At 66.7% G+C, this 23,047-nt stretch carries 24 protein-coding genes; 14 read left to right on the top strand and 10 right to left on the bottom strand.

The window, feature by feature from the left end:
• Nucleotides 1-2 precede the first annotated feature (2 nt).
• Both KQ910_RS03725 and KQ910_RS03720 read right to left on the bottom strand, forming a co-directional pair.
• A complete protein-coding gene (locus KQ910_RS03725; RefSeq protein ID WP_216957134.1) occupies nucleotides 3-899 on the bottom strand; it encodes a DUF58 domain-containing protein in 897 nt (298 codons plus the stop codon).
• Between the two features lie 33 nt (nucleotides 900-932).
• Nucleotides 933-1,946, bottom strand: coding sequence for an AAA family ATPase (locus KQ910_RS03720; RefSeq protein WP_369408284.1), 1,014 nt, complete (start codon nucleotides 1,944-1,946; stop codon nucleotides 933-935).
• 68 nt (nucleotides 1,947-2,014) lie between these two features.
• On the opposite strand from KQ910_RS03720, the gene KQ910_RS03715 reads away from it, so the two are divergent.
• Genes KQ910_RS03715 through KQ910_RS03695 form a run of 5 tightly spaced genes read left to right on the top strand, consistent with a single transcriptional unit; the run spans nucleotide 2,015 to nucleotide 5,656 of the window.
• The gene (locus KQ910_RS03715) at nucleotides 2,015-2,641 is read left to right on the top strand and encodes a CoA pyrophosphatase (protein WP_216957132.1); all 627 of its coding nucleotides are present in this window, start codon (nucleotides 2,015-2,017) and stop codon (nucleotides 2,639-2,641) included.
• 18 nt (nucleotides 2,642-2,659) lie between these two features.
• Nucleotides 2,660-2,893, top strand: a complete 234-nt coding sequence (locus KQ910_RS03710) for a hypothetical protein (RefSeq protein WP_068192718.1) — start codon at nucleotides 2,660-2,662, stop codon at nucleotides 2,891-2,893.
• Entirely contained in the window at nucleotides 2,890-4,104 is a 1,215-nt protein-coding gene (locus KQ910_RS03705; RefSeq protein WP_216957131.1) for a CCA tRNA nucleotidyltransferase, read from the top strand. Before KQ910_RS03710 ends, KQ910_RS03705 begins: the two co-directional genes overlap by 4 nt.
• Complete coding sequence (locus tag KQ910_RS03700; protein WP_216957130.1) at nucleotides 4,101-4,505, top strand: hypothetical protein; 405 nt, start codon at nucleotides 4,101-4,103, stop codon at nucleotides 4,503-4,505. The genes KQ910_RS03705 and KQ910_RS03700 overlap by 4 nt, the downstream gene beginning before the upstream one ends.
• Nucleotides 4,506-4,507: 2 nt before the next feature.
• The gene (locus KQ910_RS03695) at nucleotides 4,508-5,656 is read left to right on the top strand and encodes an AAA family ATPase (protein ID WP_216963543.1); all 1,149 of its coding nucleotides are present in this window, start codon (nucleotides 4,508-4,510) and stop codon (nucleotides 5,654-5,656) included.
• A 68-nt stretch (nucleotides 5,657-5,724) separates the two neighbouring features.
• On the opposite strand, the gene hemF is transcribed toward KQ910_RS03695, so the two are convergent.
• The gene (gene hemF / locus KQ910_RS03690) at nucleotides 5,725-6,651 is read right to left on the bottom strand and encodes an oxygen-dependent coproporphyrinogen oxidase (RefSeq protein WP_216957129.1); all 927 of its coding nucleotides are present in this window, start codon (nucleotides 6,649-6,651) and stop codon (nucleotides 5,725-5,727) included.
• On the bottom strand, nucleotides 6,648-7,106 hold the full coding sequence (locus KQ910_RS03685; RefSeq protein WP_216957128.1) for a tRNA (cytidine(34)-2'-O)-methyltransferase: 459 nt from the start codon (nucleotides 7,104-7,106) through the stop codon (nucleotides 6,648-6,650). Before KQ910_RS03685 ends, hemF begins: the two co-directional genes overlap by 4 nt.
• A 159-nt stretch (nucleotides 7,107-7,265) precedes the next feature.
• Between KQ910_RS03685 and petA the strand changes: the two genes are divergently transcribed.
• The 3 genes from petA to KQ910_RS03670 are packed head-to-tail and all read left to right on the top strand — an operon-like array spanning nucleotide 7,266 to nucleotide 9,912.
• Complete coding sequence (gene petA / locus KQ910_RS03680) at nucleotides 7,266-7,832, top strand: ubiquinol-cytochrome c reductase iron-sulfur subunit (RefSeq protein ID WP_216957127.1); 567 nt, start codon at nucleotides 7,266-7,268, stop codon at nucleotides 7,830-7,832.
• A 41-nt stretch (nucleotides 7,833-7,873) separates the two neighbouring features.
• Nucleotides 7,874-9,109, top strand: coding sequence for a cytochrome b (locus tag KQ910_RS03675; protein WP_216957126.1), 1,236 nt, complete (start codon nucleotides 7,874-7,876; stop codon nucleotides 9,107-9,109).
• Nucleotides 9,110-9,114: 5 nt separating this feature from the next.
• Nucleotides 9,115-9,912 carry a cytochrome c1 gene (locus KQ910_RS03670; RefSeq protein ID WP_216957125.1) on the top strand — a complete coding sequence of 266 codons (798 nt, stop codon included), beginning with the start codon at nucleotides 9,115-9,117 and terminating at the stop codon, nucleotides 9,910-9,912.
• A gap of 27 nt (nucleotides 9,913-9,939) precedes the next feature.
• Here KQ910_RS03670 and KQ910_RS03665 read toward each other — a convergent pair whose 3' ends face one another.
• The 3 genes from KQ910_RS03665 to KQ910_RS03655 all read right to left on the bottom strand — a co-directional run bounded on the left by KQ910_RS03665 (nucleotide 9,940) and on the right by KQ910_RS03655 (nucleotide 12,852).
• A complete protein-coding gene (locus tag KQ910_RS03665; RefSeq protein ID WP_216957124.1) occupies nucleotides 9,940-10,833 on the bottom strand; it encodes an HpcH/HpaI aldolase/citrate lyase family protein in 894 nt (297 codons plus the stop codon).
• A complete protein-coding gene (locus KQ910_RS03660; RefSeq protein WP_216957123.1) occupies nucleotides 10,830-12,068 on the bottom strand; it encodes a CaiB/BaiF CoA transferase family protein in 1,239 nt (412 codons plus the stop codon). The genes KQ910_RS03665 and KQ910_RS03660 overlap by 4 nt, the downstream gene beginning before the upstream one ends.
• A gap of 112 nt (nucleotides 12,069-12,180) precedes the next feature.
• Nucleotides 12,181-12,852: a dienelactone hydrolase family protein gene (locus tag KQ910_RS03655; RefSeq protein ID WP_216957122.1), complete on the bottom strand. Its 672-nt coding sequence runs from the start codon at nucleotides 12,850-12,852 to the stop codon at nucleotides 12,181-12,183.
• A 67-nt stretch (nucleotides 12,853-12,919) separates the two neighbouring features.
• On the opposite strand from KQ910_RS03655, the gene KQ910_RS03650 reads away from it, so the two are divergent.
• The 5 genes from KQ910_RS03650 to KQ910_RS03630 all read left to right on the top strand — a co-directional run bounded on the left by KQ910_RS03650 (nucleotide 12,920) and on the right by KQ910_RS03630 (nucleotide 17,592).
• A complete protein-coding gene (locus tag KQ910_RS03650) occupies nucleotides 12,920-13,543 on the top strand; it encodes an FMN-binding negative transcriptional regulator (RefSeq protein ID WP_216957121.1) in 624 nt (207 codons plus the stop codon).
• A 139-nt stretch (nucleotides 13,544-13,682) separates the two neighbouring features.
• Nucleotides 13,683-14,606 carry a tripartite tricarboxylate transporter substrate binding protein gene (locus KQ910_RS03645; RefSeq protein WP_216963539.1) on the top strand — a complete coding sequence of 308 codons (924 nt, stop codon included), beginning with the start codon at nucleotides 13,683-13,685 and terminating at the stop codon, nucleotides 14,604-14,606.
• 11 nt (nucleotides 14,607-14,617) lie between these two features.
• Nucleotides 14,618-15,598, top strand: coding sequence for a Bug family tripartite tricarboxylate transporter substrate binding protein (locus KQ910_RS03640; RefSeq protein WP_216957120.1), 981 nt, complete (start codon nucleotides 14,618-14,620; stop codon nucleotides 15,596-15,598).
• Nucleotides 15,598-16,071, top strand: coding sequence for a tripartite tricarboxylate transporter TctB family protein (locus tag KQ910_RS03635; protein ID WP_216957119.1), 474 nt, complete (start codon nucleotides 15,598-15,600; stop codon nucleotides 16,069-16,071). Before KQ910_RS03640 ends, KQ910_RS03635 begins: the two co-directional genes overlap by 1 nt.
• A 12-nt stretch (nucleotides 16,072-16,083) precedes the next feature.
• Complete coding sequence (locus KQ910_RS03630; RefSeq protein WP_216957118.1) at nucleotides 16,084-17,592, top strand: tripartite tricarboxylate transporter permease; 1,509 nt, start codon at nucleotides 16,084-16,086, stop codon at nucleotides 17,590-17,592.
• Here the strand turns inward: KQ910_RS03630 and KQ910_RS03625 are convergent, their stop codons facing one another.
• Nucleotides 17,593-18,963 carry an esterase-like activity of phytase family protein gene (locus tag KQ910_RS03625; RefSeq protein WP_216957117.1) on the bottom strand — a complete coding sequence of 457 codons (1,371 nt, stop codon included), beginning with the start codon at nucleotides 18,961-18,963 and terminating at the stop codon, nucleotides 17,593-17,595. It abuts the gene before it with no gap.
• A 153-nt stretch (nucleotides 18,964-19,116) separates the two neighbouring features.
• Between KQ910_RS03625 and KQ910_RS03620 the strand changes: the two genes are divergently transcribed.
• Nucleotides 19,117-21,048: a PhoX family protein gene (locus tag KQ910_RS03620; RefSeq protein ID WP_216957116.1), complete on the top strand. Its 1,932-nt coding sequence runs from the start codon at nucleotides 19,117-19,119 to the stop codon at nucleotides 21,046-21,048.
• A 233-nt stretch (nucleotides 21,049-21,281) separates the two neighbouring features.
• Here the strand turns inward: KQ910_RS03620 and ychF are convergent, their stop codons facing one another.
• Both ychF and pth read right to left on the bottom strand, forming a co-directional pair.
• A complete protein-coding gene (gene ychF, locus KQ910_RS03615; RefSeq protein WP_216957115.1) occupies nucleotides 21,282-22,379 on the bottom strand; it encodes a redox-regulated ATPase YchF in 1,098 nt (365 codons plus the stop codon).
• A 3-nt stretch (nucleotides 22,380-22,382) separates the two neighbouring features.
• Nucleotides 22,383-23,024, bottom strand: a complete 642-nt coding sequence (pth, locus tag KQ910_RS03610) for an aminoacyl-tRNA hydrolase (protein WP_216957114.1) — start codon at nucleotides 23,022-23,024, stop codon at nucleotides 22,383-22,385.
• Nucleotides 23,025-23,047 lie beyond the last annotated feature (23 nt).

Here is a 23,047-nt window from a genome sequence, read left to right as displayed (position 1 = left end):
CATCAGGCCATGTTCAGCCGACCCATGTCGGCCATAGCGAGGTAAAGCGACAGAAGCACGGTCTGCGGCGAGCGATCGGTGCGATGCAGATGCACCGTCCAGTTGGCCGGCCGCGCCAGGCGGTTGAGGCCTTCCTTCTGGGCGGCGAGTCGCGCGCCATAGGCGGCGCGCACGGCCTCGACCCGGCGGATCGTGTGCTGGCCCTCGGCTTCGAGGCCCTCGAATTTCACATGACCGTCGAACGGCAGCTCTTCCTCGGCGGGATCGAGGATCTGCACGAGATGGCCGCGCACGCCGACGCTGGCGTAGTAGCGGATGATCTCCTCGATCTTCTCGAGCGGGTCGAGCCAGTCGGACACCAGCACGATCGTGCCGTGGGCGGGCAGTGGCACCATCGGCGGCAGGCTGGCCGGCGTGCGCGTGGTATCGCGGCTTTCGTCGAGCAGGGTCTCGGCGACGCGCCGCACCGCGACGCGGCCGGAGGCGGGGCGCATGCCGCCGCCCAGCACGGCGACGCGCTCGCCGGCATCGGCCAGCAGGCTGGCGACGGCCAGCGTGAGGAGTTCGGCGCGCACCGCCTTGGTGTCGATGTTCTTGAGCGAGGCGTACTGCATCGAGGGCGACGCATCGCGCCACAGCCAGATGCTGGCGGCGGCCTCCCATTCGGTCTCGCGCACGAACAGATGCCGGCTGCGCGCGCTCTGGCGCCAGTCGATCTGGCTCGCGCTGTCGCCGTCGCGATAGGGCCGGTACTGCCAGAAGGCATCGCCCTGGCCGACGCGACGACGCCCGTGCACGCCCTGGATGACGGTCGCGGCGACGCGATCGGCGGCCACCATCAGAGCGGGCAGCGTGCCGGCGAGTTCGAGCGACCGATGGAGGGTTGAAGGCGAAGCCATGAACACCCGCAGTGCAATGCCTAGGCCAGACGTTTACCCGAGGCGGGCGCACATCTGGGCGATGACGGACTCGACGGTGACGCCTTCGGCGCGGGCGGAGAAGTTGACGGCCATGCGATGGCGCAGGATCGGCCCGGCCAGCGCCACGACGTCGTCGACCGACGGCGCGAGGCGGCCCTGGATGATCGCGCGGGCGCGGCAGGCCAGCATGAAGGCCTGGCTGGCGCGCGGACCGGGACCCCAGGCGACGCGCTGGCGCACGACGTCGAGATCGGTGTGTTCGGGACGGCCGGCACGCACCAGCTTCAGGATGGCGTCGACGACGCTCTCGCCGATCGGCAGGCGCCGAACCAGCGCCTGGGCGGCCATCAGGTCGCCGGGCGACAGGGCCTGCGTAGCGACCGCCTGCTCGGCGCCGGTGGTGCCGATCATGATCTGGCGCTCGGCCTCTTCGTCCGGATAGCCGACGTCGACCTGAAGCAGGAAGCGGTCGAGCTGGGCTTCGGGCAGCGGATAGGTGCCTTCCTGTTCCAGCGGGTTCTGGGTCGCCAGCACATGGAACGGCGCGGGCAGGTCGTAGCGCTTGCCGGCCACGGTCACGTGCCGCTCCTGCATCGACTGGAGCAGCGCCGACTGGGTGCGCGGGCTGGCGCGGTTGATCTCGTCGGCCATCAGCAGCTGGGCGAAGACGGGACCCTGCAGGAAGCGGAAGGTGCGCCGGCCGCCTTCGCTCTCCTCGAGCACCTCGGAGCCCAGGATGTCGGCCGGCATCAGGTCGGGCGTGAACTGGATGCGCTTGGCTTCCATACCCAGAACGACGCCCAGCGTGTCGACGAGTTTGGTCTTGGCGAGACCCGGGACACCGATCAGAAGGAGGTGGCCGCCCGACAGGAGGGCAACCAGCGTTTGATCGATCACGTCCTGCTGGCCATAAATGACCTTGCCGATGGAGGCGCGAGCGGCGCGGAGCTGTCCGCCCAGCCGTTCGATGTCGGCGAGGGCGGCCTGGGCGTCGGCGTCGGTAGCAGTCGATGTGTCGGGGGCCACCAGGGCGCTCCTGTCGTCGATGGGAATTATAATTGAGGGAAGCCCAGAATTGAGGCCGGAACAAGGGCATGACAGTTGACGAAATTGTGCGGCGGGTGAGCGAGCGCAGCCGGCGTTTGGCATCCGGCTTGCCCGTCGCGACGCCGCCCCTCGGCAGCGACTTTTCACTAAACGGCGTCGCGTCGATGCCGCAGGTCTGGCGTCCCGCGTCCGTGCTGGTGCCGCTGGTGCGCCGCGAGCCCGGGATCACCGTGCTGCTGACCCAGCGCACGGAGGACATGCCGAGCCATGCCGGCCAGATCGCCTTTCCCGGCGGTCGCCGGCAGGCCGAGGATGTCGACGCCATCGCCACGGCGCTGCGCGAGACCGAGGAAGAGGTCGGCCTGACCCGCGATTTCATCGAGGTCATCGGCACGGTCGATCAGTACAGGACGGGCACGGGCTACGAGATCACGCCGATCGTGGGCATGGTCACGCCGGGATTCACGACCCGTGCAGACCCGCGCGAGGTTGCCGACGTGTTCGAGGTGCCGCTGGCCCACTTCCTCGACGAACGCAATCACCGCATCGACAGCAGGGTCTGGCAGGGCCGCGAGCGGCGCTATTATGCGATGCCCTATGGCGAACGCTACATCTGGGGCGCCACGGCGGGTATGCTGAAGAACCTCCACTTCATCCTGACCGCCGGCGCCTGACGCCGGCCGGGAGTCTTCATGCGCGTCGTCCTTCTGATACTCGCCCTGGTGCTGGCGCCGTTCTGCGCCTTCTTTCTCTGGGCCTGGGCGGTGAAGATCAAGCAGGAGCGCAGGATCGCCGGCACGCTGCCATCGTGGCAGGACATGCCGATGACCTGGCTGGGCATCGCGGGCTTCGCCTGCGCCATCGTCGGCTTCATCGTCATGTTCTTCACCCAGGACCAGGGCTACGGCGGGCTCTTCGCATCATGAAGCCATCCGGCCGCCTGGAACCGCCGCCGTGGGCAAGCGACACGGCGGTCCATACGCTGTTCGGCGCGCTGGGCGCCGCCGGCATCACCGCGCGCTTTGTCGGCGGCTGGGTGCGCGACGCCGTGCGCGGGGTGACGCTGACCAACGAGCCCGACCTCGCCGTCGACAAGCCGCCTGAGACGGTGATGCTCGCCCTCAAGGCGTCGCGGATCAAGGTGGTGCCCACAGGCCTGAAGCATGGCACCGTGACGGCGGTGATCGCCGGAGCTCCGTACGAGCTCACCACCTTGCGCCGCGATGTCGAGACGGACGGCAGGCATGCCGTCGTCGCCTTCACCGACGACTGGCTGGAGGATGCGAGTCGCCGCGACTTCACCTTCAACGCGCTCTACGCCGATCTCGACGGCACGCTCTACGATCCGTTCGAGGGCCGCGCCGATCTAGCCGCAAAGCACGTCCGCTTCATCGGCGATGCCGATCAGCGTATCGCCGAAGACAAGCTGCGGATCCTGCGCTTCTTCCGGTTCCATGCCTGGTTAGGCCGGCCGCCGTTCGACGCGGCAGGCTTCATGGCCTGCCGCCGCAATGCCGGCGGCCTGCGCGGACTCTCGGGCGAACGGGTGCGCAAGGAATTCCTGCGCCTGCTCGACGCACCGGCGCCGTCCGACACGGTTGATGCGATGCGCGAAGCCGCGATCCTCGATCACTGGCTGCCCGAATGCGACGGCGCGGCCCGTCTTCGGGCGCTGATCGCGCGCGAGGACAAGCCCGATCCATTGCGCCGTTTCGCATCGATCCTGTCGCGCGAGGCCGATGCCACCGTGATCGGCAAGCGGCTGAGGCTCTCGACGCAAGAGTCCCTGCGGCTCGAGGTGATGCTCGACTCCGATCCAGTGATCGACGTGGCCGGTGGACCGAAGGCCTGGCGGGCGCAGATCTATGATCTGGGCGGCAATCTCTATGCCGACCGCCTGCTGCTGGCGACCGAGGCGCCGGGCGACTGGCGCGGCGCGCTTGCGATGGCGCGCGGCTGGACGCCGCCCGAACTGCCGGTGAGCGGCGGTGACGCGCTGAAGCTCGGACTGAAGCCCGGCCCGAAAGTCGGCGGCCTGATCGAAACGGTCGAGCGCTGGTGGATCGACGGCGACTTCACGGCCGATCGCGCGGCCTGCCTGGCCGAACTCGAACGCCTGGTCCGCGCCGCGTCATGATCCGGCCCGCCGTCACCTTAGCGCTCTGGCTGGCGATCGCGATCTTCGTCGTGCTGAACGACTTCGTGGGCGACACCTGGATCGCCGCCACGCTCTCGGTGCGCGCGGTCGAATGGTACAAGGCGCTGGTGCCGATTCCCTATGTCGCGATGATGGCGATCATCCATGCGGGGCGCACGCGGGGCGACAACTGGTTCGAGGCGTCTTTGCTGGCGGCGCTGCTGTGGCCGACCTCGACGATGCTGGCCGGCTTTCTCTATGCCCGCCTCGCCTATGAAGAGGGCGCCGAGGCCTTCTTCGACCGTCTCGGCTTCTGGTGGGGCGCGCCCTATCCTTTGCTGGTGCTCGTGCTGTTCGTGGCGCCCGTCGTTGCAGGATGGGCGCTGGCCGCACGACGATGAGCATCGTCTCGCGGCTCTGCATCTCAGGCTATCGCTCGCTGCGCGACGTGCGGCTGGAGATCGAGCCGCTGACCGTCGTGACCGGCGCCAACGGCAGCGGCAAGTCGAGCCTCTATCGCGCGCTGCGGCTGCTGGCCGATGTCGCGCAGGGCCGTATCATCCCGTCGCTGGCGCTCGAAGGCGGCATTTCTTCCGTGCTGTGGGCGGGGCCCGAGCAGTTCTCGCGCGGCATGAAGCGTGGTGAGCAGGCCGTGCAGGGCACCGTGCGCAAGGCGTCGATCAGCCTGAAGCTCGGCTTCTCGTCCGAGTCGTATGGCTATGCGATCGACCTCGGCCTGCCGATCCCGGGCGGCCTGTTCGGCCGCGATCCCGTGATCAAGACGGAAACTCTCTGGACCGGGCTGGTCCTTCAACGCGCCAACGCCTTCGCCGAGCGGCTCGGTCCCTCGGTTACCCTGCGCGATCGCAAGGGGCAGCGCCGGCAGGCCTACACGCACCTCCAGCCGTTCGACAGCATGCTCACCCATTGCGCCAATCCCGAGGATGGCGCCGAGCTGCTGTCGTTGCGCGAGCAACTGCGCGACTGGCGTTTCTACGACCACTTCCGCACCGATATCGACGCACCGGCCCGCCGCCGGCAGGTCGGCACGCGCACGCCGGTACTCGCCGGCGACGGTGCCGATCTCGCCGCCGCCCTCGCGACCATCCAGGAGATCGGGATCGAGGGCGAACTCGAAGCCGCCGTGGCAGATGCCTTTCCCGGCGGCTCGGTCGATGTCGCGGTGAGCGACGGTTATTTCGAAGTCGAGATGCTGCAGCACGGGCTGCTGCGGCCTCTGAAGGCGACGGAGCTGTCGGACGGAACGCTGCGCTATCTCCTGCTGGTGGCGGCGCTCCTGTCACCGCGGCCGCCGTCGCTGATGATCCTGAACGAGCCCGAGACCAGCCTGCATCCCGACCTGCTGGCGCCGCTGGCGCGCCTCATCGCGAGCGCAGCGAAACGATCGCAGGTGATCGTGGTGTCACACGCCGAACGCCTCGTCGCGGCGCTGACGAAAGCCGGCGGACGACGCATCACGCTCGCCAAGGAACTGGGCGAAACGGTCGCCGAGGGCGAGGAGCGCCCGATGTGGAACTGGCCGGGGCGATAGAAAAAAATCCCGTCGTCTCTCCGCTACGCCTCGCTGCGCGAGGCTCCGGCCGAGACGACGGGATATTTTTAAGGCCAGCGCACCTCGGGCGGCAGCGACATCAGGATCGCCTCGACGTTGCCGCCGGTCATCAGTCCAAATCGCGTGCCGCGATCGTGCAGCAGGTTGAACTCGACGTAGCGGCCGCGGCGCGTGAGCTGGTGCGCGCGCTCGGCCTCGGTCCACGGCTCGTTCATGTGGCGCCGGACCAGCCTGGGATAGATGTCGAGGAAGGTCTCGCCGACGGCGCGCGTGAAGGCGAAGTCGCGGGCATGATCGCCGCTGTCGAGATAATCGTAGAAGATGCCGCCGACGCCGCGCGGCTCGTTGCGATGCGGCAGGAAGAAGTACTCGTCGCACCATTCCTTGAAGTTCGGATGGCAGGACGGATCGTGCGCGTCGCAGGTGGCGCGTAGCGCTGAGTGGAAGTCGCGCGTGTCGGGCTCGTGCGGCACCATCGGCGTGAGGTCGGCACCGCCGCCGAACCAGCTGCGCGTCGTCACGATGTAGCGCGTGTTCATGTGAACCGCCGGCACCTTGGGCGATTGCATATGGGCGACCAGCGAGATGCCGGCTGCGAAGAAGCGGGGGTCCTGCGCGGCGCCGGGGATCTGGGCGCGGAACTCGGGGCTGAACTCGCCGAACACGGTCGAGATGTTGACGCCGACCTTCTCGAACACGCGGCCGCGCATCAACGACATGGTGCCGCCGCCGCGATCCTCGCCGTTCTCGCCTTTGTCGCGCTGCCAGGTCTTGCGCTCGAAGCGGCCGGGCGCCCTGTCGCTGTGGGTGCCCTGAAGCTCGTTCTCGATCTTCTCGAACTCGGCACAGATGCGGTCGCGCAGGCCGGCGAACCAGGTCGCGGCCTCCTCCTTGCGGCGGGCGATCGTCGCCTCGTCGGGCAGCGGAGAGGGGCCGTTGGGGCTGGTGGCGGTGCGGTTTGGCTTGGCGGTCATGCGAGCTTTTCGAATCCCGAGGTCTGGCGAAGGGCCTCGCTCAATACCATCGCGGCCGACAGGGCGACATTGAGCGACCTCGCCCCGGCCTGGAGCGGGATCCGCACGCGCAGATCGGCCCTCTCATGGACCTCGGGCGGCACCCCGGCGCTTTCGCGGCCGAGCAGGAGGATGTCGTCGGGCCGGAAAACCGCCTCAGGAAGCCGGGTCGCGCCGGCGGTGGACAACAGGACCAGCCGGCCGGCGGGCCGGTCCCGGCAAAACGCCGCCCAGGACGCATGGCGGGTCAGGCGGGCCAGATCGTAGTAGTCCATGGCCGCTCTGCGGATTCTCTTGTCGTCGACCGGGAAGCCGCAGGGCTCGATCACGTCCAACGGAACGCCCATCCCAGCCGACAGCCGGATGAAGGCGCCGAGGTTTTGCGGAATATCCGGCTCGAAAAGGGCCAAACGCATGAACTTTCCCAAACAGACCGCAGGGCGAAAGTGACTTTTCTGCGGCACGCTGTCACAGAATGCCGCTCATCGGGCCTGCGACCAACAGAGCCTTGAAACAAAAGGGGCTTTCCCGGCTATATACCCGCCATCTCCTCGGGGGGACGGAAGAGAGTAATCATGGCTTCTTCAAGCACGACAGCCCACGGGCACAGCGAACCGACACGGCGCGACTTCCTCATGGTCGCGACGGGCGCTCTTGGCGCCGTTGGTGCCGCGGCCGTCGCATGGCCCTTCATCAATAACCTCAATCCCGCCGCGGACACGCTGGCCCTGTCGACCATCGAGGTGAACGTCACGCCGATCGCGGTCGGCCAGGCGGTGACCGTGAAGTGGCGCGGCAAGCCGGTGTTCATCCGGCACCGCACCGAGGCCGAAATCAAGGAAGCCGAGGCTGTGCCGATGTCGCAGCTTCCGGATCCCGAGACCGACAACAAGCGCGTGACCGACACCGCCAAGAAGGTCCGGCCGGAGTGGCTGATCATGATCGGCGTCTGCACCCACCTGGGCTGCGTGCCGCTCGGCAACAAGGCGGGCGATCCCAAGGGTGAGTACGGCGGCTGGTTCTGCCCCTGCCACGGCTCGAGCTACGACACGTCGGGCCGCATCCGCAAAGGACCGGCACCCAAGAACCTCGTGGTTCCGGATTACCTGTTCACTTCCGACGCCCTCGTCCGCATCGGCTGATCGACCAGATCGCCCGCTCAGATCTCGCTGGAGTTCCCAGAATGGCCTCGTCTCACGGCACGCCGCCGGTCTTCAATAACAAGGTGATCTCCTGGATCGATCACCGGTTGCCGATCTTCTCGTATATCGAGAAGGAATATCACACGTTCCCGACGCCTCGGAACTTCAACTACTTCTGGAACTTCGGCGCGATCGCCACGGTGATGCTGGTCCTCATGATCGCCACCGGCATCGTGCTCGCGACCAACTACACGCCGCACGTGTTGATGGCCTTCGACGCCGTCGAGCGCATCGACCGCGACGTGCCGCAGGGCTGGCTGATCCGCGACCTGCACATGAACGGGGCGTCGTTCTTCTTCATCGCCGTCTACATCCACATCTTCCGCGGCATGTACTACGGCTCCTACAAGGCGCCGCGCGAACTGCTGTGGATCCTGGGCGTCGTCATCTTCCTGCTGATGATGGCGACGGCCTTCATGGGCTACGTGCTGCCGTGGGGCCAGATGAGCTTCTGGGGCGCCACCGTCATCACCAACCTGTTCTCGGCGATCCCGGTCGTCGGCGAGTCGATCGTCATCTGGCTGTGGGGCGGCTTCGCCGTCGATAACCCGACGCTCAACCGCTTCTTTGCCCTGCACTACTTGTTGCCGTTCATCATCGTGGCGGTGGTCGCGCTGCACGTCGTGGCGCTGCACGTGCACGGCTCGAACAACCCGACCGGTATCGACCCGAAGGGCCCGCAGGACACCGTCCCCTTTCATCCGTACTACACGATGAAGGACGGCTTCGGCGTCATGGTGTTCCTGATCGTCTTCGCCGCGTTCGTCTTCTTCGCGCCCGACTATCTGGGCCATCCGGACAACTACATTCCGGCCGACCCGCTGGTCACGCCCGCGCACATCGTGCCGGAATGGTACTTCCTGCCGTTCTACGCGATCCTGCGCGCCATTCCCGACAAGCTGGGCGGCGTGCTGGCGATGTTCGGAGCCATCGCGGTGTTGTTCGTCCTGCCGTGGCTCGACACCTCGCGCGTGCGCTCCTGCACGTTCCGGCCGATCTACAAGTGGTTCATGATGTTCCTGGTGGTCGATGTGATCGTCCTGGGCATCTGCGGTTCCAAGCCGGCGGAAGGCTTCTGGGTGCCGCTGTCGCAGCTCGCGACGCTGTACTACTTCGCCCACTTCCTCGTGCTGCTGCCGATCCTGGGCAAGATCGAACGGCCGTTGCCATTGCCTCCCAGCATCGCCGACGCGGTACTCAAGAAGAAGGCGGTATAAGAGCCATGCGCAAGCCGTTCGCCCGCAATCTGTTGGTCTCTGGCGCCATCGCGCTCGCAGCCTTCGCCACCGGTACCGTCGCCATCGCGGCTGGCGGGACCGAGCAGCCGCCTGCCCGGAAGTGGCACTTCCAGGGTCCGTTCGGCACCTACGACCGTGCTGCGGCCCAGCGTGGCTTCCAGGTCTACCAGGAAGTCTGCGCCGCCTGTCATTCGCTGTCGCTGGTGGCCTATCGCAACCTCACCGACCTCGGCCTGACCGAGAACCAGGTGAAGGGCCTGATCAAGGACATCTCCGTCCCCGATCTCAACGACGACGGCGCGCCGGTCGACCGGCCGGCCCGTCCCTCGGATCGCTTCAAGAAGCCGTTCCCCAACCTGGCCGCCGCGGCCGCCGCCAACAACGGCAAGGCGCCGCCCGACCTCAGCGTCATCGTCAAGGCGCGCCAGTACGGCCCCGATTTCATCTACGGAATCCTCACGGGCTACGTTCCGTACGACAAGCTGACGCCGGAGCAGATCAAGGAGTTCGACGTCAAGAAGGACGACAACTTCAACAAGTACTTCCCGGGCCACAAGATCGCCATGGCGCCGCCGCTCAGCGACGACAAGGTGACCTACGCCGACGGCACCAAGGCCACGCTTGATCAGGAAGCCGCCGACGTCACCGAGTTCCTGGCCTGGGCGTCCGAGCCGCACATGGAAGACCGCAAGCGCACCGGCGTTCGCGTCATCCTGTTCCTCCTGGCGCTGGCCGGCCTGATGTACGCCGTGAAGCGCATGGTGTGGGCCGACAAGCACTGACGCCAAGGGTGTTGGCGCCGACCGGCGCTAACGCCCGAGACGCCGCTCGATCGCTGCGTGCCGCTCCAACAGCCGGCGGGCGCGATCGATCACCGGGATGTCGATCATCTTGCCATCCACCGAGAACGAGCCGCGGCCCTCAGCCGCGGCTTTTTCGTCGGCCGCGATCAGCTTCCGCGCATAGGCCACTTCGTCCGCCGTCGGCGTGAACGCCTCGTTAAGCGCGCCGACCTGGCCGGGATGAATGCAGGTGCCGCCCGAGAAGCCGAAGCGGCGCGCCCGTTCGGCGCTCTTCCGGTAAGCGGCGGGGTCTGAATAGTCGGCGACCGTGCCCAGGATGCCGATCATCGACACGCCGTGCGCCTGGGCCGCGAAGGCCACCATGCGCTTCGGGAACTCGAGCGTCTCGTCGCCCGGCACGGAGCCCGTCTCCAGCGCGAAATCCTCGCCGCCCAGCATCATGGCGACGAGGCGCGGGCCGCGCTCGGCGATGTCGGCGAGCTCGGGCAGGGCGCGCGGATGCTCGATCATGGCGGCGAAGCCGATGCCACCCACCGGCATGCCGCGCTCGCGCTCCAGCTCGGTCACCATCTCGTCGAGCAGCCGCAGATGCTGCACCCCCTCGGTCTTGGTGACGAACAGGGCCGAGAGGCCGGGCCGCACCGCCGCCTCGATGTCGGGGATCGCCAGCCGCAGCGGTCGGTTGATTCGCACCGCGACGTCGGCACCGCCACGCACCACCTTCCTCATCGTCTCCGGCAGCATCGCCCGCGCCTCGGGCTTCTGCGCCGGCTGCACGCTGTCCTCGAGATCGACCAGCACGCAATCGGCGCCGCGTTCGTGTGCCCTGTCGATGAACTTCGGGACGTTGCCGGGAACGTAGAGGATCGAGCGCCAGACGGGCGGGACAGGCCGGTTCACTTCTTCTTCCCGCGCGAGATGGTGCCCGACGCGCACAGCCTGTCGTATTCGGCGGCGCCCAGCATCGGCTTCAGCAGCGCCTCGTTGTCCTCGCCGATCTTCGGTGCGGCGTTCTTCAGGGCGCCCGGCGTTCCGGACATGCGCGGCACGACCGGATGGGTGGGCAATTCGCCCATCTCCTCGTCCTCGATCTCGATCAGCGATTCGCGCTCCAGCACATAATCGTCCTGCACGATCTGCGAGATGTCGTAGACCGGGCCGATGGTGACGCCGGCCTCGTCGAAGTAGCGCAGGTTCTCGTCGAGATCGCGGGCGCCGATGAACTCGCCGATGATCCGGTCGAGCTCGACGCCGTTGCGCACCCGCTCGATGTTGGTCGCGAAGCGCGGATCCTCCGCCAGCTCCGGTCGGCCGATCTTGGCCAGCACGCGCATCGCCATGCCCTGCGTCGAAGCCGAGAGGCAGACCCAGCTTCCGTCCTTCGTCTGGTAGACGTTGCGCGGCGCGGCATTGGTCGAGCGGCTGCCGGTGCGGATCTTGACCTCGCCGGTCAGCCGGTGATTGGCGGCCTGCGGACCCAGCATCGAGAAGAGCGGGTCGAACAGCGGCAGGTCGAGCACCTGGCCCTTGCCGCCGTTCATCTCGACCTCGCGCAGCGCGACCAGGACGGCACCGTAGCCGTTCAGCGCGGCCATGCAGTCGGCGAGATACATCGGCGGCAGCACCGGCTCGCGGTCGGCGAAGCCGTTCATCGAGGCGAAGCCGCTATAGCCCTCGATCAGCGTGCCGAAGCCCGGCTTGTGGCGATAGCGCCCGTCCTGGCCCCAGCCGGAGATGCGCAGGATCACAAGCTTCGGGTTGATTGCGTGCAGCTCGGCGGGCGAGAGGCCCATGTCTTCCATGACGCCCGGCCGGAAACTCTCGACCAGGATGGCGGCGGTCTTCGCCAGTTCGCGCACGATGGTGCGGCCGGCATCCGAGCGCAGGTCGAGCCCGACGCTCTTCTTGTTGCGGCTGTAGACCTTCCACGCCGTCTCGACACCCTTCACCCTCCACGAGCGCAGCGTGTCGCCCTCCGGCGGCTCGATCTTGATGACCTCGGCGCCGAAGTCCGCGAGCTGGAGCGTCAGCACATTGCCGGCGACCAGTCGCGACAGGTCGACGACGCGGACCCCGTTCAACGGGCCACGCGCCTCGGGGGTGAATGATTTCTTGGCGGGACGTTTGCTGGGCATCTTGGAGCGAAAATCCTGTCATCCCGAGCGCAGCGAGGGACCCTTGGCGATGCCTGGAAGGGTCCCTCGCTTACGCTCGGGATGACAATGGTGGTGGGAACGGTGTCGTGCGTCAGCCGACGTGCTTGGCCATCAATTCGAGCGTGCGCTCCATCGCCTTCTTGGAGGCGGCGGCGTCCCAGCTGCCGCGCTCGTCGCAATGGAAGCCGTGATCGGCCGGATAGTCGAAGATCTCGACATTGGGATGCAGCGCGCGCAGCTCGTTCACGTGCGCCATCGGGATGTGCATGTCCTTGTCGCCGAAATGAAGCTGAGTCGGCACGGTCGGCTTCTCAGCCTTCGCGCCATGGATGCCGCCGCCATAGTAGGCGGAAACCGCGTCGGGCTTGAGCCGGGTCGCGGCCAGCCAGCTGATCGTGCCGCCCCAGCAGTAGCCGGTCACTCCGACCTTCTTCACGCCACGCTTCTTCAGCTCGTCCATCGCCGCCTGGACGTCCTGAACGGCCTTGTCGGTAAAGCCCGGCGTCATGACGTAGCCGCGGCCCTCGGCGATGGTGTCGGGCGTATAGCCCAGCTCGATGCCCGGCTTGATGTGGTCGAAGAAGCGCGGCGCGAGGGCGAGGTAGCCAGCGGCTGCGAACTTGTCGGTCACGGCCCGGATGTGCTGGTTGACGCCGAAAATCTCCTGGATGACCACGATGCCGCCCTTCGGCGTGCCCGCCGGGGTGGCCAGGTAAGCACCGATTTCGCCGGCGGCAGACTTAAGACGGATATCGTCGCCCATGAATATTCCTCCCTCTGTGGCCGGCATTGGACCATGGTAAGCACGCGCCGTTCAAGGAATCAGAGCCATGTATCTCCCCAAGCATTTCGCAGGCGACGAAGCGGTCGGCCGGGAAGTCATGCAGGCCCATAGCTGGGCGCTGCTGATGACGACCGACGAGGCCGGCGCGCCTTTCGCCACCCATCTGTCGCTGCTCTGGCAGGACGACGGCAGCGAGCACGGCGCGCTGATCGGCCATCTGGCCCGCGCCAATCCCCACTGGAAGCTGTTCGAGCGGCCGGCGGAATCGCTGGCGCTGTTCTGGGGGCCGCACGCCTATGTCTCGCCCACCTGGTACGCCCCGGGCCCCAAGGTGCCGACCTGGAACTACGTCACCGTCCATGCCTATGGCCGGCCGCAGATCGTCGAGGACACGCAGGGTGCGCTCGACATCCTCACCCGGCTATCGACGGCCTACGAGGGCGCCGATCCTTCGTCATGGAATCTCGATCGCCTGCCGCCGGGCAATGCCGAGGCCCAGACCCGCGGCATCGTCGCCTTCCGCATGCCGCTCGCGCGACTCCAGACCAAGATCAAGCTCAGCCAGAACCGCGACCTCGAAGACCGGCAGCGCGTGATCGACCGGCTGGACGCCAGCGACAGCCAGGACGCGCAGGCCACCGCCCGCTGGATGAAGCGGGTGTTGCCGTAACACACGCCCTGCAATCGCTTTACATCGTGTAAGCCATCGGCCAATTTCCTCCGCAAACAGTGGAGGAAATAAAATGACGATTCGTCGCCGTGGTCTCGTGAAGCGGGGTCTGGGAACCGTGATTGCTGCCGGCGTCGGCATGCCGCTCTATCTGCCGGCCGCCCGCGCGCAGACCTACCCCAGCAAGCCGATCACGTTCATCGTCCCGTGGCCCGCCGGCGGATCGAGCGACATCACGCTCCGCGCCATGTGCGAGCGCGCCGGCAAGGTGCTGGGTCAGCCGTTCCAGATCGACAACAAGGGCGGTGCCTCGGGCACGCTGGGACCGGCAACGATGGCCGCCACGGCCCGGCCCGATGGCTACACCCTCTCGCAGCTCCCGATTTCCGTGTTCCGCCTGCCGGTGATGCAGAAGACGGCGTTCGATCCGCTGAAGGATTTCACCTACGTCTCGCACCTGAGCGGCTACACGTTCGGTGTCACGACGGCGGCTGATCAGCCCTACAAGACGTTCAAGGAAGTCATCGAGTTCGCCAAGGCCAATCCGGGCAAGGTGACCTACGGTACGCCGGGCGCGGGCACGTCCCTGCATATCGGCATGGAGCGGATTGCCGCCCAGGCCGGAATCAAGTGGACCATGGTGCCGTTCAAGGGTGGTGCCGAAACCAATGCCGCCGTGCTGGGCAAGCACACCACGCTGCAGGCCGATTCGACGGGCTGGAAGCCTTTGGTCGACGCCGGCCAGCTCCGCCTGCTCTGCGTCTGGACGGAGAAGCGCACCAAGAACTGGCCCGATGTGCCGACCCTGAAGGATCTCGGCTTCGACATGGTGTTCGACTCGCCGTTCGGCATGGGCGGCCCGAAGGGTATGGACCCGGCAACGGTCAAGAAGCTCGACGAGGCCTTCAAGATCGCGCTCGAGGACAAGGACGTCATCGCGACGCTCGAGAAATACGACATGTCGCCGCGTTACATGCCCGCCGTGGCCTATGACAAGTTCGCGCGCCAGCTCTATGCCGAGGAAAAGGTCGCGCTGGAGAAGCTCGGCCTGGCGAAGAGCTGAGGAGGGCCGCCATGCGTCGTCGCTCACTTCTCGCTTCGTCGGGAGCTCTTGCCGCCGGCTTTCTCGCTCCAGCGGTCCTGCAAGCCCAGGGTGCCAAGGATTTTCCCAGCAAGCCCATCACCCTGATCATGCCGTGGCCGGCGGGCAGCGGCGTCGACCTCTGGCACCGCGCCATGGCCGATGCCGCCGGCAAGCTTCTGGGCCAGCCGGTCGTCGTCGACAACCGTGTCGGCGGATCGGGCACGAGCGGTCCAGCCAGCATGGCCGCCGCCGCCAAGCCGGACGGCTACACGATCGCGCAGATGCCGGTGACGCTGTTCCGTCTCCCGCACATGCAGAAGACGCCGTACGACCCGATGAAGGATTTCACCTGGATCCTTCACACGTCGGGCTACACGTTCGGCGTCGTCGTTCGTGCCGATTCGCAGTTCAAGTCCTTCAAGGATGTGATCGAGTTCGCGCGCGCCAATCCCGGCAAGTTCACCTACGCCACGCCGGGCGCCGGTACGTCGCTTCATATCGGCATGGAGCAGATCGCCCAGAAGGCCGGCGTGAAGTTCACCCATGTGCCCTTCAAGGGCGGTCCCGAGGGCTGGGCGGCGCTGGAGGGCGGCCATGTCATGGCCGACGCCGATGCCACCGGCTGGGCGCCCCTGGTGGATGCCGGCAAGTTCCGCCTGCTCTGCATCTGGACGGAGAAGCGCAATCCCCGCTGGCCCGACGCGCCGACGCTGAATGAGCTGGGCTTCGGCCTGATCCTCGACTCGCCGTTCGGCCTCGCGGGGCCGAAGGGCATGGACCCGGCGGTGGTGCAGAAGCTGCACGACGCCTTCAAGGCCGCGCTCGAAGATCCCAAGGTGGTCGAACTGATGGCCAAGTATGACTATCCCAAGCGCTACATGAACACGGCGGATTACGCCAAGTTCGCCCAACAGCAGTTCGACGAGCAGCGCGGCGTCGTCGACCAGCTCGGCCTCGCCAAGAAGAACTGATGATGCTGCGACGCGCTGAGTTCTGGGGTGGACTGTTCTGGCTGGCGGTGGGTGTCTTCGTCGCCTGGCAGGGCTGGCTTCTCGAACTCGGCACGCTGCGGGAGCCGGGCTCCGGGTTCGTCTTCTTCTGGCTGGGTCTCATCATTTCGGCCTTCGCCACGTTCATCGCGATCGGGGGCGCGCGGGGCGGCGGGCCGTTGCTCGACGACCTGTGGCGGGGCGCCCGGTGGCGTAACGTCCTGCTGGTCGTCCTCGCGCTGATCGCCTTCGGATTCCTGTTCGAGCGGCTGGGCTTCGTGATCTGCAGCCTCGCCCTGCTTCTCTTCCTGATGACGGTGGTTGATCCGGTGCGACCTGCGCTTTCGATCCCGATTTCGGTGATCGCTGCAGTCGGGGTCTGGTACGTCCTCGAGAAAGTGCTCCTCGTCCAGTTGCCCAAGGGCATATGGATCGAAGACTTCATCCCGTTCTGATGGGCGATTGAAATGGACGTCATCGCCGGCCTGGGCCAGGGCTTTCTGGTCGCCTTCGATCCGATAAACCTGCTCTATTGCTTCATCGGCGTCTTCATCGGGACCCTGGTCGGCGTGCTGCCGGGCATCGGCCCCGTCTCGGCCATGTCGCTGCTGCTGCCCGTCACGCTCTCGGGCACGCCGGAGTCCGGCATCATCATGATGGCGGGCATCTACTACGGCTCGATGTATGGCGGATCGACGACGGCGGTACTGGTCAACATCCCGGGCGAGGCCGCCTCGGTCGTGACCTGTATCGACGGCCACGAGATGGCCAAGCGCGGGCGCGCCGGTCCGGCGCTCGGTATCGCCGCGCTCGGCTCCTTCGTCGCCGGCACCTTCTCCATCGTCGCGCTGATGCTGGTGGCGCCGATGCTGGCCAGGGTCGCGGTGGCGTTCGGCCCGCCGGAGTATTTCAGCCTGATGGTGCTCGGCCTTTCCATCCTCAGCTTCCTGACGCAGGGATCGATGGCGAAGGCGCTGTTGATGGCGGCCGTTGGCGTGGTCATCGGCCTGATCGGCCTCGACCAGATCAATGCCATGCCGCGACTCACCTTCGACCGGCTGGAGCTGGTCGACGGCATAGGCCTCATTCCGGTCGTGATGGGCCTGTTCGGGGTTGCCGAGATACTGACGAACATCGAGCAGCAGATCCGTCGCGACATCGTCCAGTCGCGCATCGGCAGCCTGTGGCCGTCGAAGGAGGACCTGAAGGCGAGCGCCGGCCCGGTGGCGCGCGGCACGGTGCTGGGCTTCCTGCTGGGCATTCTGCCGGGCGGCGGTGCCGTGATCTCGTCCTTTGCGTCCTACGCGATCGAGAAGAAGCTGTCGCGGACGCCCGAGCGGTTCGGCAAGGGCGCCATCGAGGGCGTGGCCGGGCCTGAGTCCGCCAACAACGCCGCCGCCGGTGGCGCGTTCATACCGCTGATGACGCTGGGTATTCCGCCCAATGTGGTGATGGCGCTGCTGCTCGGCGCCTTCGTCATCCACGGGCTGCAGCCCGGGCCGTTGATGATGAGCCAGAATCCGCAGATCTTCTGGGGCATCGTCGCCAGCATGTATGTCGGCAACATCATGCTGCTGGTGCTCAACATGCCGCTGATCGGCATGTGGGTTCAGGTCCTCAAGGCGCCCTACAGGATTCTGTTCCCGCTGATCCTGATGTTCTGCATCGTCGGCGTGTTCGCTTCCGGCAATGCCGTGTTCGACGTCTTCGTGATGATCGGTACCGGCGTGCTGGGCTATCTGATGCGCAAGTTCGGCTACGAGGCAGCGCCGCTGGTGCTGGCGTTCGTGCTCGGCCCGATGCTCGAGAACAATCTGCGGAAGTCGCTGATCCTGAGCGAGGGGACCTTCGACATCTTCGTGGTCCGCCCGATATCCCTGGTCTGCCTGCTGGTTGCGGCGGTCCTGCTGATCGCGCCGCTCCTTCCCGCGCTCCGCAAGAAGCGCGAGAAGGTGGCACTGGACGCGACCGACTAGCTACTTGGCCTTCAGCAGATCTGTGACCTTGAGCAGGATCAGCTCGTTGTCGTCGGACTTGCCCAGCGCGCGGCCCGACGAGAAGGGCAGGTTGTTGTCGTTGCCGACGATGATGTGGTCGGCATCGACCAGGTCGACGTTCTCGATGGTGAAGAACGGGAAGGTGAGCTTGCCGTCCTTGGCACCTGCGCGCGCGACCTTGTTCGGATCCTGGATGTCCATCAGGTCGATGTAGCCGACCTTCTTCACGAAGCCGTCGGTATCGGCCTGGCTCATGTCGATCTTGTAGATGCGCTTGAACTTCGCCGGCACGTTGAAGCAGTCGGCCTTCACGGTGCCGTCCTTGCAGGCTTGCGCCGTGTCGCCCTCGGTGTCGTCGCGCTCGATGATCAGGCCGGTGCTGGCGTCGATCATGTTGAAGTCGCCGATGGCATTGCCCGGCGCCTCGAGCGTGTACTTGAAGCTCTTGCCCGTGTACTCGCCCTTGGCCACGTCGAATTCGAGGATGCGCAGGAAGCGCTTGCCGTCCTTCGCTTCCATCTCGCCCGACTCGGTCACCAGCGGGCCCTCGAGCAGCGGATAGAGGAACTTGCCGTCAGGCGAGGCCGCCATGCCCTCGAAGCCCTTGCTGCGCCGGACCTCGAACTTCACCGCGCCGGGCGCGCCCGGCAGCGTCATCGCGGGATGGTCGGGTGAGCGCACGACCTTGCCGTCGACCCTGGTCTCGAAGACCTGCAGGACCTTGCCGCTCTTGTCGGTCTTGATCAGGAAGGGGCCGAATTCCTCGCCGAAGTACAGCGCGTCGCCGATCGGCTGCACCGATTCGAGATCGAAGTCGCCGCCGGTCAGGTAACGTCTGGGCGTGTTCTCGTTGACGATGCGGAACGGTACCTTGCGGTCGGGATCGCTGAGGAAGGTGGTCGAGACGCGCTCGACGGCGCCGCTCTTCCAGTCGGGCTTCAGCACGTGGAACATCAGCATCGAATCGGGCGAGTTGGCCTTCGAGCCGAAGCCGTTGTCGGTCAGGGTCAGGAAGGTGCCGTCCTTCATGTTCCTGATGCCGGACAGGCCCTGCACGGCCTGGCCCTTCAGCGGCAGCATGAGGCCGGTCGGGCGTGGTGCTGCCTTGTCGGAGAGGGCGGAGAAAGCCTGCACGCTCTCGGGCGTGTCGGTCCTCTGCCCGGCCGGACCGGCATAGCGGCCGGAGATCTGCAGCTCCTGCGGCGCGTCGGCCGGGGCAGGAACGAGCGTCATGGCCGGCAGGATCGCGTGCCCTTCAAGCGTGGCCGGGAACTTGGTCTGGGCCGAGGCGGGGAACGCGGCCAGCAGCAAGGCGGTGGCGGAGGTCGCAAGCAGCAGATGTGTTTTCATGTCGGTCTCTTCATGAGGTGTGACATCCGCCTGCTACAGGCATCGCGCTACGGTTTGCTGACGGTGCTTGTGGATCGCGCCGGAGGCCGGGCAAACTCGTAACGGAAACGCCACCATCGCCGGTTACCAGACAGGCTGTTTCCAGGAGTTGGCATGGCCGCGCACAGCGATGACTTCATCGATCCCGACGATATCGGCGTGAATGCCAGTACCGAGCCGTCGATCGGCGATTTGATCGAGCGGCGCCTCAGCCGGCGCGACGCGTTGCGCGGTCTCGCAGGCGTGAGCGTCGCCGCCTCGCTCGGCAGCCCGTTCGCCAGCACCGACGCGCAGGCCCAGGTGAACGGTCCCTCGACGCTCACGTTCAAGGAACTCGCGCACACGCTCGACGACACGCAGCATGTCGCCGAAGGCTACAAGATGCAGGTGCTGATCCGCTGGGGCGATCCCCTCATCGGCGGCGGCGCGGCTTTCGATCCGGCGGCTCTGACGGCTGCGGAGCAGGAGAAGCGGTTCGGCTACAACAACGACTATCTCGGCCTCTACCCGATGCCGGCCGGCAGCCGCAGCGGCGACCGCTTCCTGATGGTCGCCAACCACGAGTACACGAACGCCAACCTCATGTTTCCCGGCCTCGGCGCCGGTCGCGGCGCCGCGCTCAAGGCCACGCGGGAGCAGGTCGCGGTCGAGATGGCGTCGGTCGGCGGTGCGATCGTCGAGATCGTGCGCGAGGGCGCCGGCTGGAAAGTCGTGCCCGACAGCAGGTTCGCGCGCCGTCTCACCGCGACGACACCGATGGAGATTTCAGGCCCCGCCGCTGGGCACGACAAGATGAAGACGTCCGCCGATCCCACGGGAACGCGCGTGCTGGGCACGTTCGGCAATTGCGCCGGCGGCAGCACGCCCTGGGGCACGTGGCTGACCTGCGAGGAGAATTTCAACTTCTACTTCGATGGCGACGCGGCGCGGTTGGCCGATACCGAGCTCGGCAAGCGCTACGGAGTGGCCAAGGCGACCAATGCCTGGGGCCAGCATGTCGACCGCTTCAACTTCGACAAGGAACCGAACGAGCCCAACCGGTTCGGCTGGGTGGTCGAGACGGATCCCTACGATCCCGCGGCAGTGCCGATCAAGCGCACCGCGCTCGGCCGCTTCAAGCATGAGGGTTGCACCTACGCGCTGGCGAAGGACGGCCGTGTGGTGTTCTACAGCGGCGACGACGAGCGGTTCGAATATGTATACCGGTTTGTCACGTCCAAGCCGTGGAACCCGAACGATCGGGCGTCCAACAGGAACCTGCTGGACGAGGGCACGCTCTCGGTCGCGCGTTTCGATGCCGACGGCAAGGTCGAGTGGCTGCCGCTGGTCCAGGGGCAGGGGCCGCTGACGGCCACGAACGGCTTCGTAACCCAGGGCGACGTGCTGGTGAGGACGCGGCTGGCCGCCGACCTGCTCAAGGCGACGCCGATGGACCGGCCGGAGGATATCGAAACCAATCCGGTCAACGGCCGCGTCTATGTCGTGCTGACCAACAACGGCCGGCGCAAGCCCGACCAGGTCGACAAGGCCAATCCGCGGGCCTCGAACGATCATGGCCATATCCTCGAGATCGCGCCCAAGGACGGCGACCATGCCGCGCCGGAAGGCACCTGGTCGATCTTCCTGCTGGGCGGCAAGCCCGGCCAGGACGCCGGCGCCCGCTATCATCGCGCGACCTCGGAGAATGGCTGGCTGAGCTGTCCCGACAACATCGCCTTCGACAGCAAGGGCCGCATCTGGATCGCGACCGACGGCGGCCCTTCCGCCGCCGGCATCGCCGACGGCCTCTATGCCGCCGACACGGTGGGCTTCGGCCGGGCGCTGACGCGCTGCTTCTATCAGGCGCCGACGGGCGCCGAAGTGTGCGGGCCGATCTTCACGCCGGACGACAAGACGCTGTTCCTCGCCATCCAGCATCCCGGCGAGGATCGCGGCTCGAGCTACGAGAAGCCCTCGACGCGCTGGCCCGACTTCAAGGACGGCATGCCGCCGCGGCCGTCGGTGATCGCGATCACGAAGAAGGGCGGGGGGACGATCGGTACGTAGCGACGGACTCCGTGCTTGCCTCCCCATTCAAATGGGGAGGTGTCGGCGTAATCGCCGACGGAGGGGTCAGAGTGGTCGGTGCCGACGCGCATGACCCCATCGCCCCGTATGACGGGGCACTTCCCCATCTGAATGGGGAAGAGGGTTCTTATCCATTCTGCGCGGTGCGAACTCTCGTGCTTGATGACAAGCGCTGCCGTTCGCCGGTTCAATGTCTGAGGCGCTGAGGCGCCTCAGACATTGAACCTGAAATGAAATACGTCGCCGTCCTTCACGGCGTATTCCTTGCCTTCGAGCCGGAGCTTGCCGGCATCGCGTGCGCCGGACTCGCCGTTCAGCGTGACATAGTCGTCGAAGGCGATCGTCTCGGCGCGGATGAAGCCCTTCTCGAAGTCGGTATGGATGACGCCGGCCGCCTGCGGTGCGGTGGCTTCGCGGCGCACCGTCCAGGCGCGCGCTTCCTTCGGGCCCACCGTGAAGAACGTCACGAGGTCGAGCAGCGCGTAGCCCGCGCGCACGACGCGGGCGAGGCCGGTTTCCGCGAGGCCGAGCGAAGACAGGTAGTCGCTCTGGTCCTCGGCCGGGAGCTGTGCCACCTCGGCCTCGATGGCGGCGGAGATCACGACCGACGGCATGCCGCGCGACGTGGCGAAAGCCTCGGCCCTGGCGCTGTGCTCGTTGCCGGTGGCGGCCGAGCTTTCCTCGACGTTCAGCACGTACATCATCGGCTTGGCGGTGATGAGCTGCAGGCGGGCGAAGATCGCGCGCTCGTCGTCGGTGAGCTTGGCCTCGCGGGCCGGCTTGCCATCGCGCAGCGCGTCGAGCGCCTTCTTCACGACCGGCACCTCGGCGCCCGATTCCTTGTCGCCGCCCTTGGCCTTCTTCTCGAGGTTGGGCAGGCGCTTCTCAAGGCTGTCCATGTCGGCCAGCATCAGCTCGGTCTCGACGACCTCGGCGTCGCTCACCGGATCGACCTTGCCGCTCACGTGCGTGACGTCGCCGTCCTCGAAGCAGCGCAGCACGTGGACGATCGCATCGACCTCGCGGATGTTGCCCAGGAACTGGTTGCCCAGCCCCTCGCCGCGGGAGGCGCCCTTCACCAGACCGGCGATGTCGACGAATTCGAGCTGGGTGTTGATGATCTTGGCCGAGCCCGCGATGGCCGCGAGCTTGTCGAGCCGGGGATCGGGCACGGCGACGCGGCCGACGTTCGGCTCGATGGTGCAAAACGGATAGTTGGCCGCCTGCGCCGCCTGCGTGGCGGTCAGCGCGTTGAACAGGGTCGACTTGCCGACGTTGGGCAGGCCGACGATTCCGCAATTGAAACCCATGTTCTACTCTTTGCTGTCCTGGGCGCCCTTGATGTCGAGGCGGGCCGGAAGATCGGGAGGCGGCGCAAGATGCGCCACCCGGCTCATGTATTTCTCGTCGGCCTTGGCGCCGCCTTCGACCAGCAGCGCCGCTTCCTCGGCCAGCGCGTTCAGCACCTTCGGCAGCCACCCGTCCTTCGGGTCGCGCTCATCGCGCTCGAAGTCGCGCAGCACCCAGTGCAGCACCAGGTCCTTGTGGCCGGGGTGGCCGATGCCGATACGGACCCGGCGGTAATCCTTGCCGACATGGGCGTCGATGTCGCGCAGGCCGTTATGCCCGCCGGCGCCGCCGCCCTTCTTCATGCGCACCTTTCCCGGTGCGATGTCGAGTTCGTCGTGGAAGACGACCAGCCGGTCGAGCGGCACCTTGAGGAAGCGCACGGCTTCGCCCACGGCCTTGCTCGATTCGTTCATGAACGTCATCGGCTTCAGGGCGATGACGCGCTCGCCGCCCAGATGGCCCTCGGCCACCTCGCCGTTGAAACGCGAACGCCACGGGGAGAAGACACGGCGGCGGACGATCTCGTCCACCGCCATGAATCCCACGTTGTGCCGGTGCCCCGCATAGCGCGACCCGGGATTGCCGAGCCCGACCAGCAGAAGCATCGACGGAGCGGAGCCTTCGCCCG

The sequence above is a fragment of the Reyranella humidisoli genome (genome assembly GCF_019039055.1).
Taxonomy (GTDB): domain Bacteria; phylum Pseudomonadota; class Alphaproteobacteria; order Reyranellales; family Reyranellaceae; genus Reyranella; species Reyranella humidisoli.
The sequence above is the reverse complement of the archived record's forward strand: the minus strand, read 5'-3'. Positions and strand labels throughout refer to the sequence as shown.

Excerpts from the sequence above, each read along its gene's own strand:
- KQ910_RS03650 (WP_216957121.1), top strand. The coding sequence starts at position 12,920 with ATGTATCTCCCCAAGCATTTCGCAGGCGACGAAGCGGTCGGCCGGGAA.
- KQ910_RS03725 (WP_216957134.1), bottom strand. The coding sequence starts at position 899 with ATGGCTTCGCCTTCAACCCTCCATCGGTCGCTCGAACTCGCCGGCACG.
- KQ910_RS03700 (WP_216957130.1), top strand. The coding sequence starts at position 4,101 with ATGATCCGGCCCGCCGTCACCTTAGCGCTCTGGCTGGCGATCGCGATC.
- KQ910_RS03620 (WP_216957116.1), top strand. The coding sequence starts at position 19,117 with ATGGCCGCGCACAGCGATGACTTCATCGATCCCGACGATATCGGCGTG.
- KQ910_RS03685 (WP_216957128.1), bottom strand. The coding sequence starts at position 7,106 with ATGCGTTTGGCCCTTTTCGAGCCGGATATTCCGCAAAACCTCGGCGCC.
- KQ910_RS03640 (WP_216957120.1), top strand. The coding sequence starts at position 14,618 with ATGCGTCGTCGCTCACTTCTCGCTTCGTCGGGAGCTCTTGCCGCCGGC.
- petA (WP_216957127.1), top strand. The coding sequence starts at position 7,266 with ATGGCTTCTTCAAGCACGACAGCCCACGGGCACAGCGAACCGACACGG.
- KQ910_RS03655 (WP_216957122.1), bottom strand. The coding sequence starts at position 12,852 with ATGGGCGACGATATCCGTCTTAAGTCTGCCGCCGGCGAAATCGGTGCT.
- hemF (WP_216957129.1), bottom strand. The coding sequence starts at position 6,651 with ATGACCGCCAAGCCAAACCGCACCGCCACCAGCCCCAACGGCCCCTCT.
- KQ910_RS03635 (WP_216957119.1), top strand. The coding sequence starts at position 15,598 with ATGATGCTGCGACGCGCTGAGTTCTGGGGTGGACTGTTCTGGCTGGCG.
- pth (WP_216957114.1), bottom strand. The coding sequence starts at position 23,024 with ATGCTTCTGCTGGTCGGGCTCGGCAATCCCGGGTCGCGCTATGCGGGG.
- KQ910_RS03630 (WP_216957118.1), top strand. The coding sequence starts at position 16,084 with ATGGACGTCATCGCCGGCCTGGGCCAGGGCTTTCTGGTCGCCTTCGAT.
- KQ910_RS03670 (WP_216957125.1), top strand. The coding sequence starts at position 9,115 with ATGCGCAAGCCGTTCGCCCGCAATCTGTTGGTCTCTGGCGCCATCGCG.
- KQ910_RS03715 (WP_216957132.1), top strand. The coding sequence starts at position 2,015 with ATGACAGTTGACGAAATTGTGCGGCGGGTGAGCGAGCGCAGCCGGCGT.
- KQ910_RS03625 (WP_216957117.1), bottom strand. The coding sequence starts at position 18,963 with ATGAAAACACATCTGCTGCTTGCGACCTCCGCCACCGCCTTGCTGCTG.
- KQ910_RS03710 (WP_068192718.1), top strand. The coding sequence starts at position 2,660 with ATGCGCGTCGTCCTTCTGATACTCGCCCTGGTGCTGGCGCCGTTCTGC.
- ychF (WP_216957115.1), bottom strand. The coding sequence starts at position 22,379 with ATGGGTTTCAATTGCGGAATCGTCGGCCTGCCCAACGTCGGCAAGTCG.
- KQ910_RS03675 (WP_216957126.1), top strand. The coding sequence starts at position 7,874 with ATGGCCTCGTCTCACGGCACGCCGCCGGTCTTCAATAACAAGGTGATC.
- KQ910_RS03660 (WP_216957123.1), bottom strand. The coding sequence starts at position 12,068 with ATGCCCAGCAAACGTCCCGCCAAGAAATCATTCACCCCCGAGGCGCGT.
- KQ910_RS03705 (WP_216957131.1), top strand. The coding sequence starts at position 2,890 with ATGAAGCCATCCGGCCGCCTGGAACCGCCGCCGTGGGCAAGCGACACG.
- KQ910_RS03645 (WP_216963539.1), top strand. The coding sequence starts at position 13,683 with ATGCCGCTCTATCTGCCGGCCGCCCGCGCGCAGACCTACCCCAGCAAG.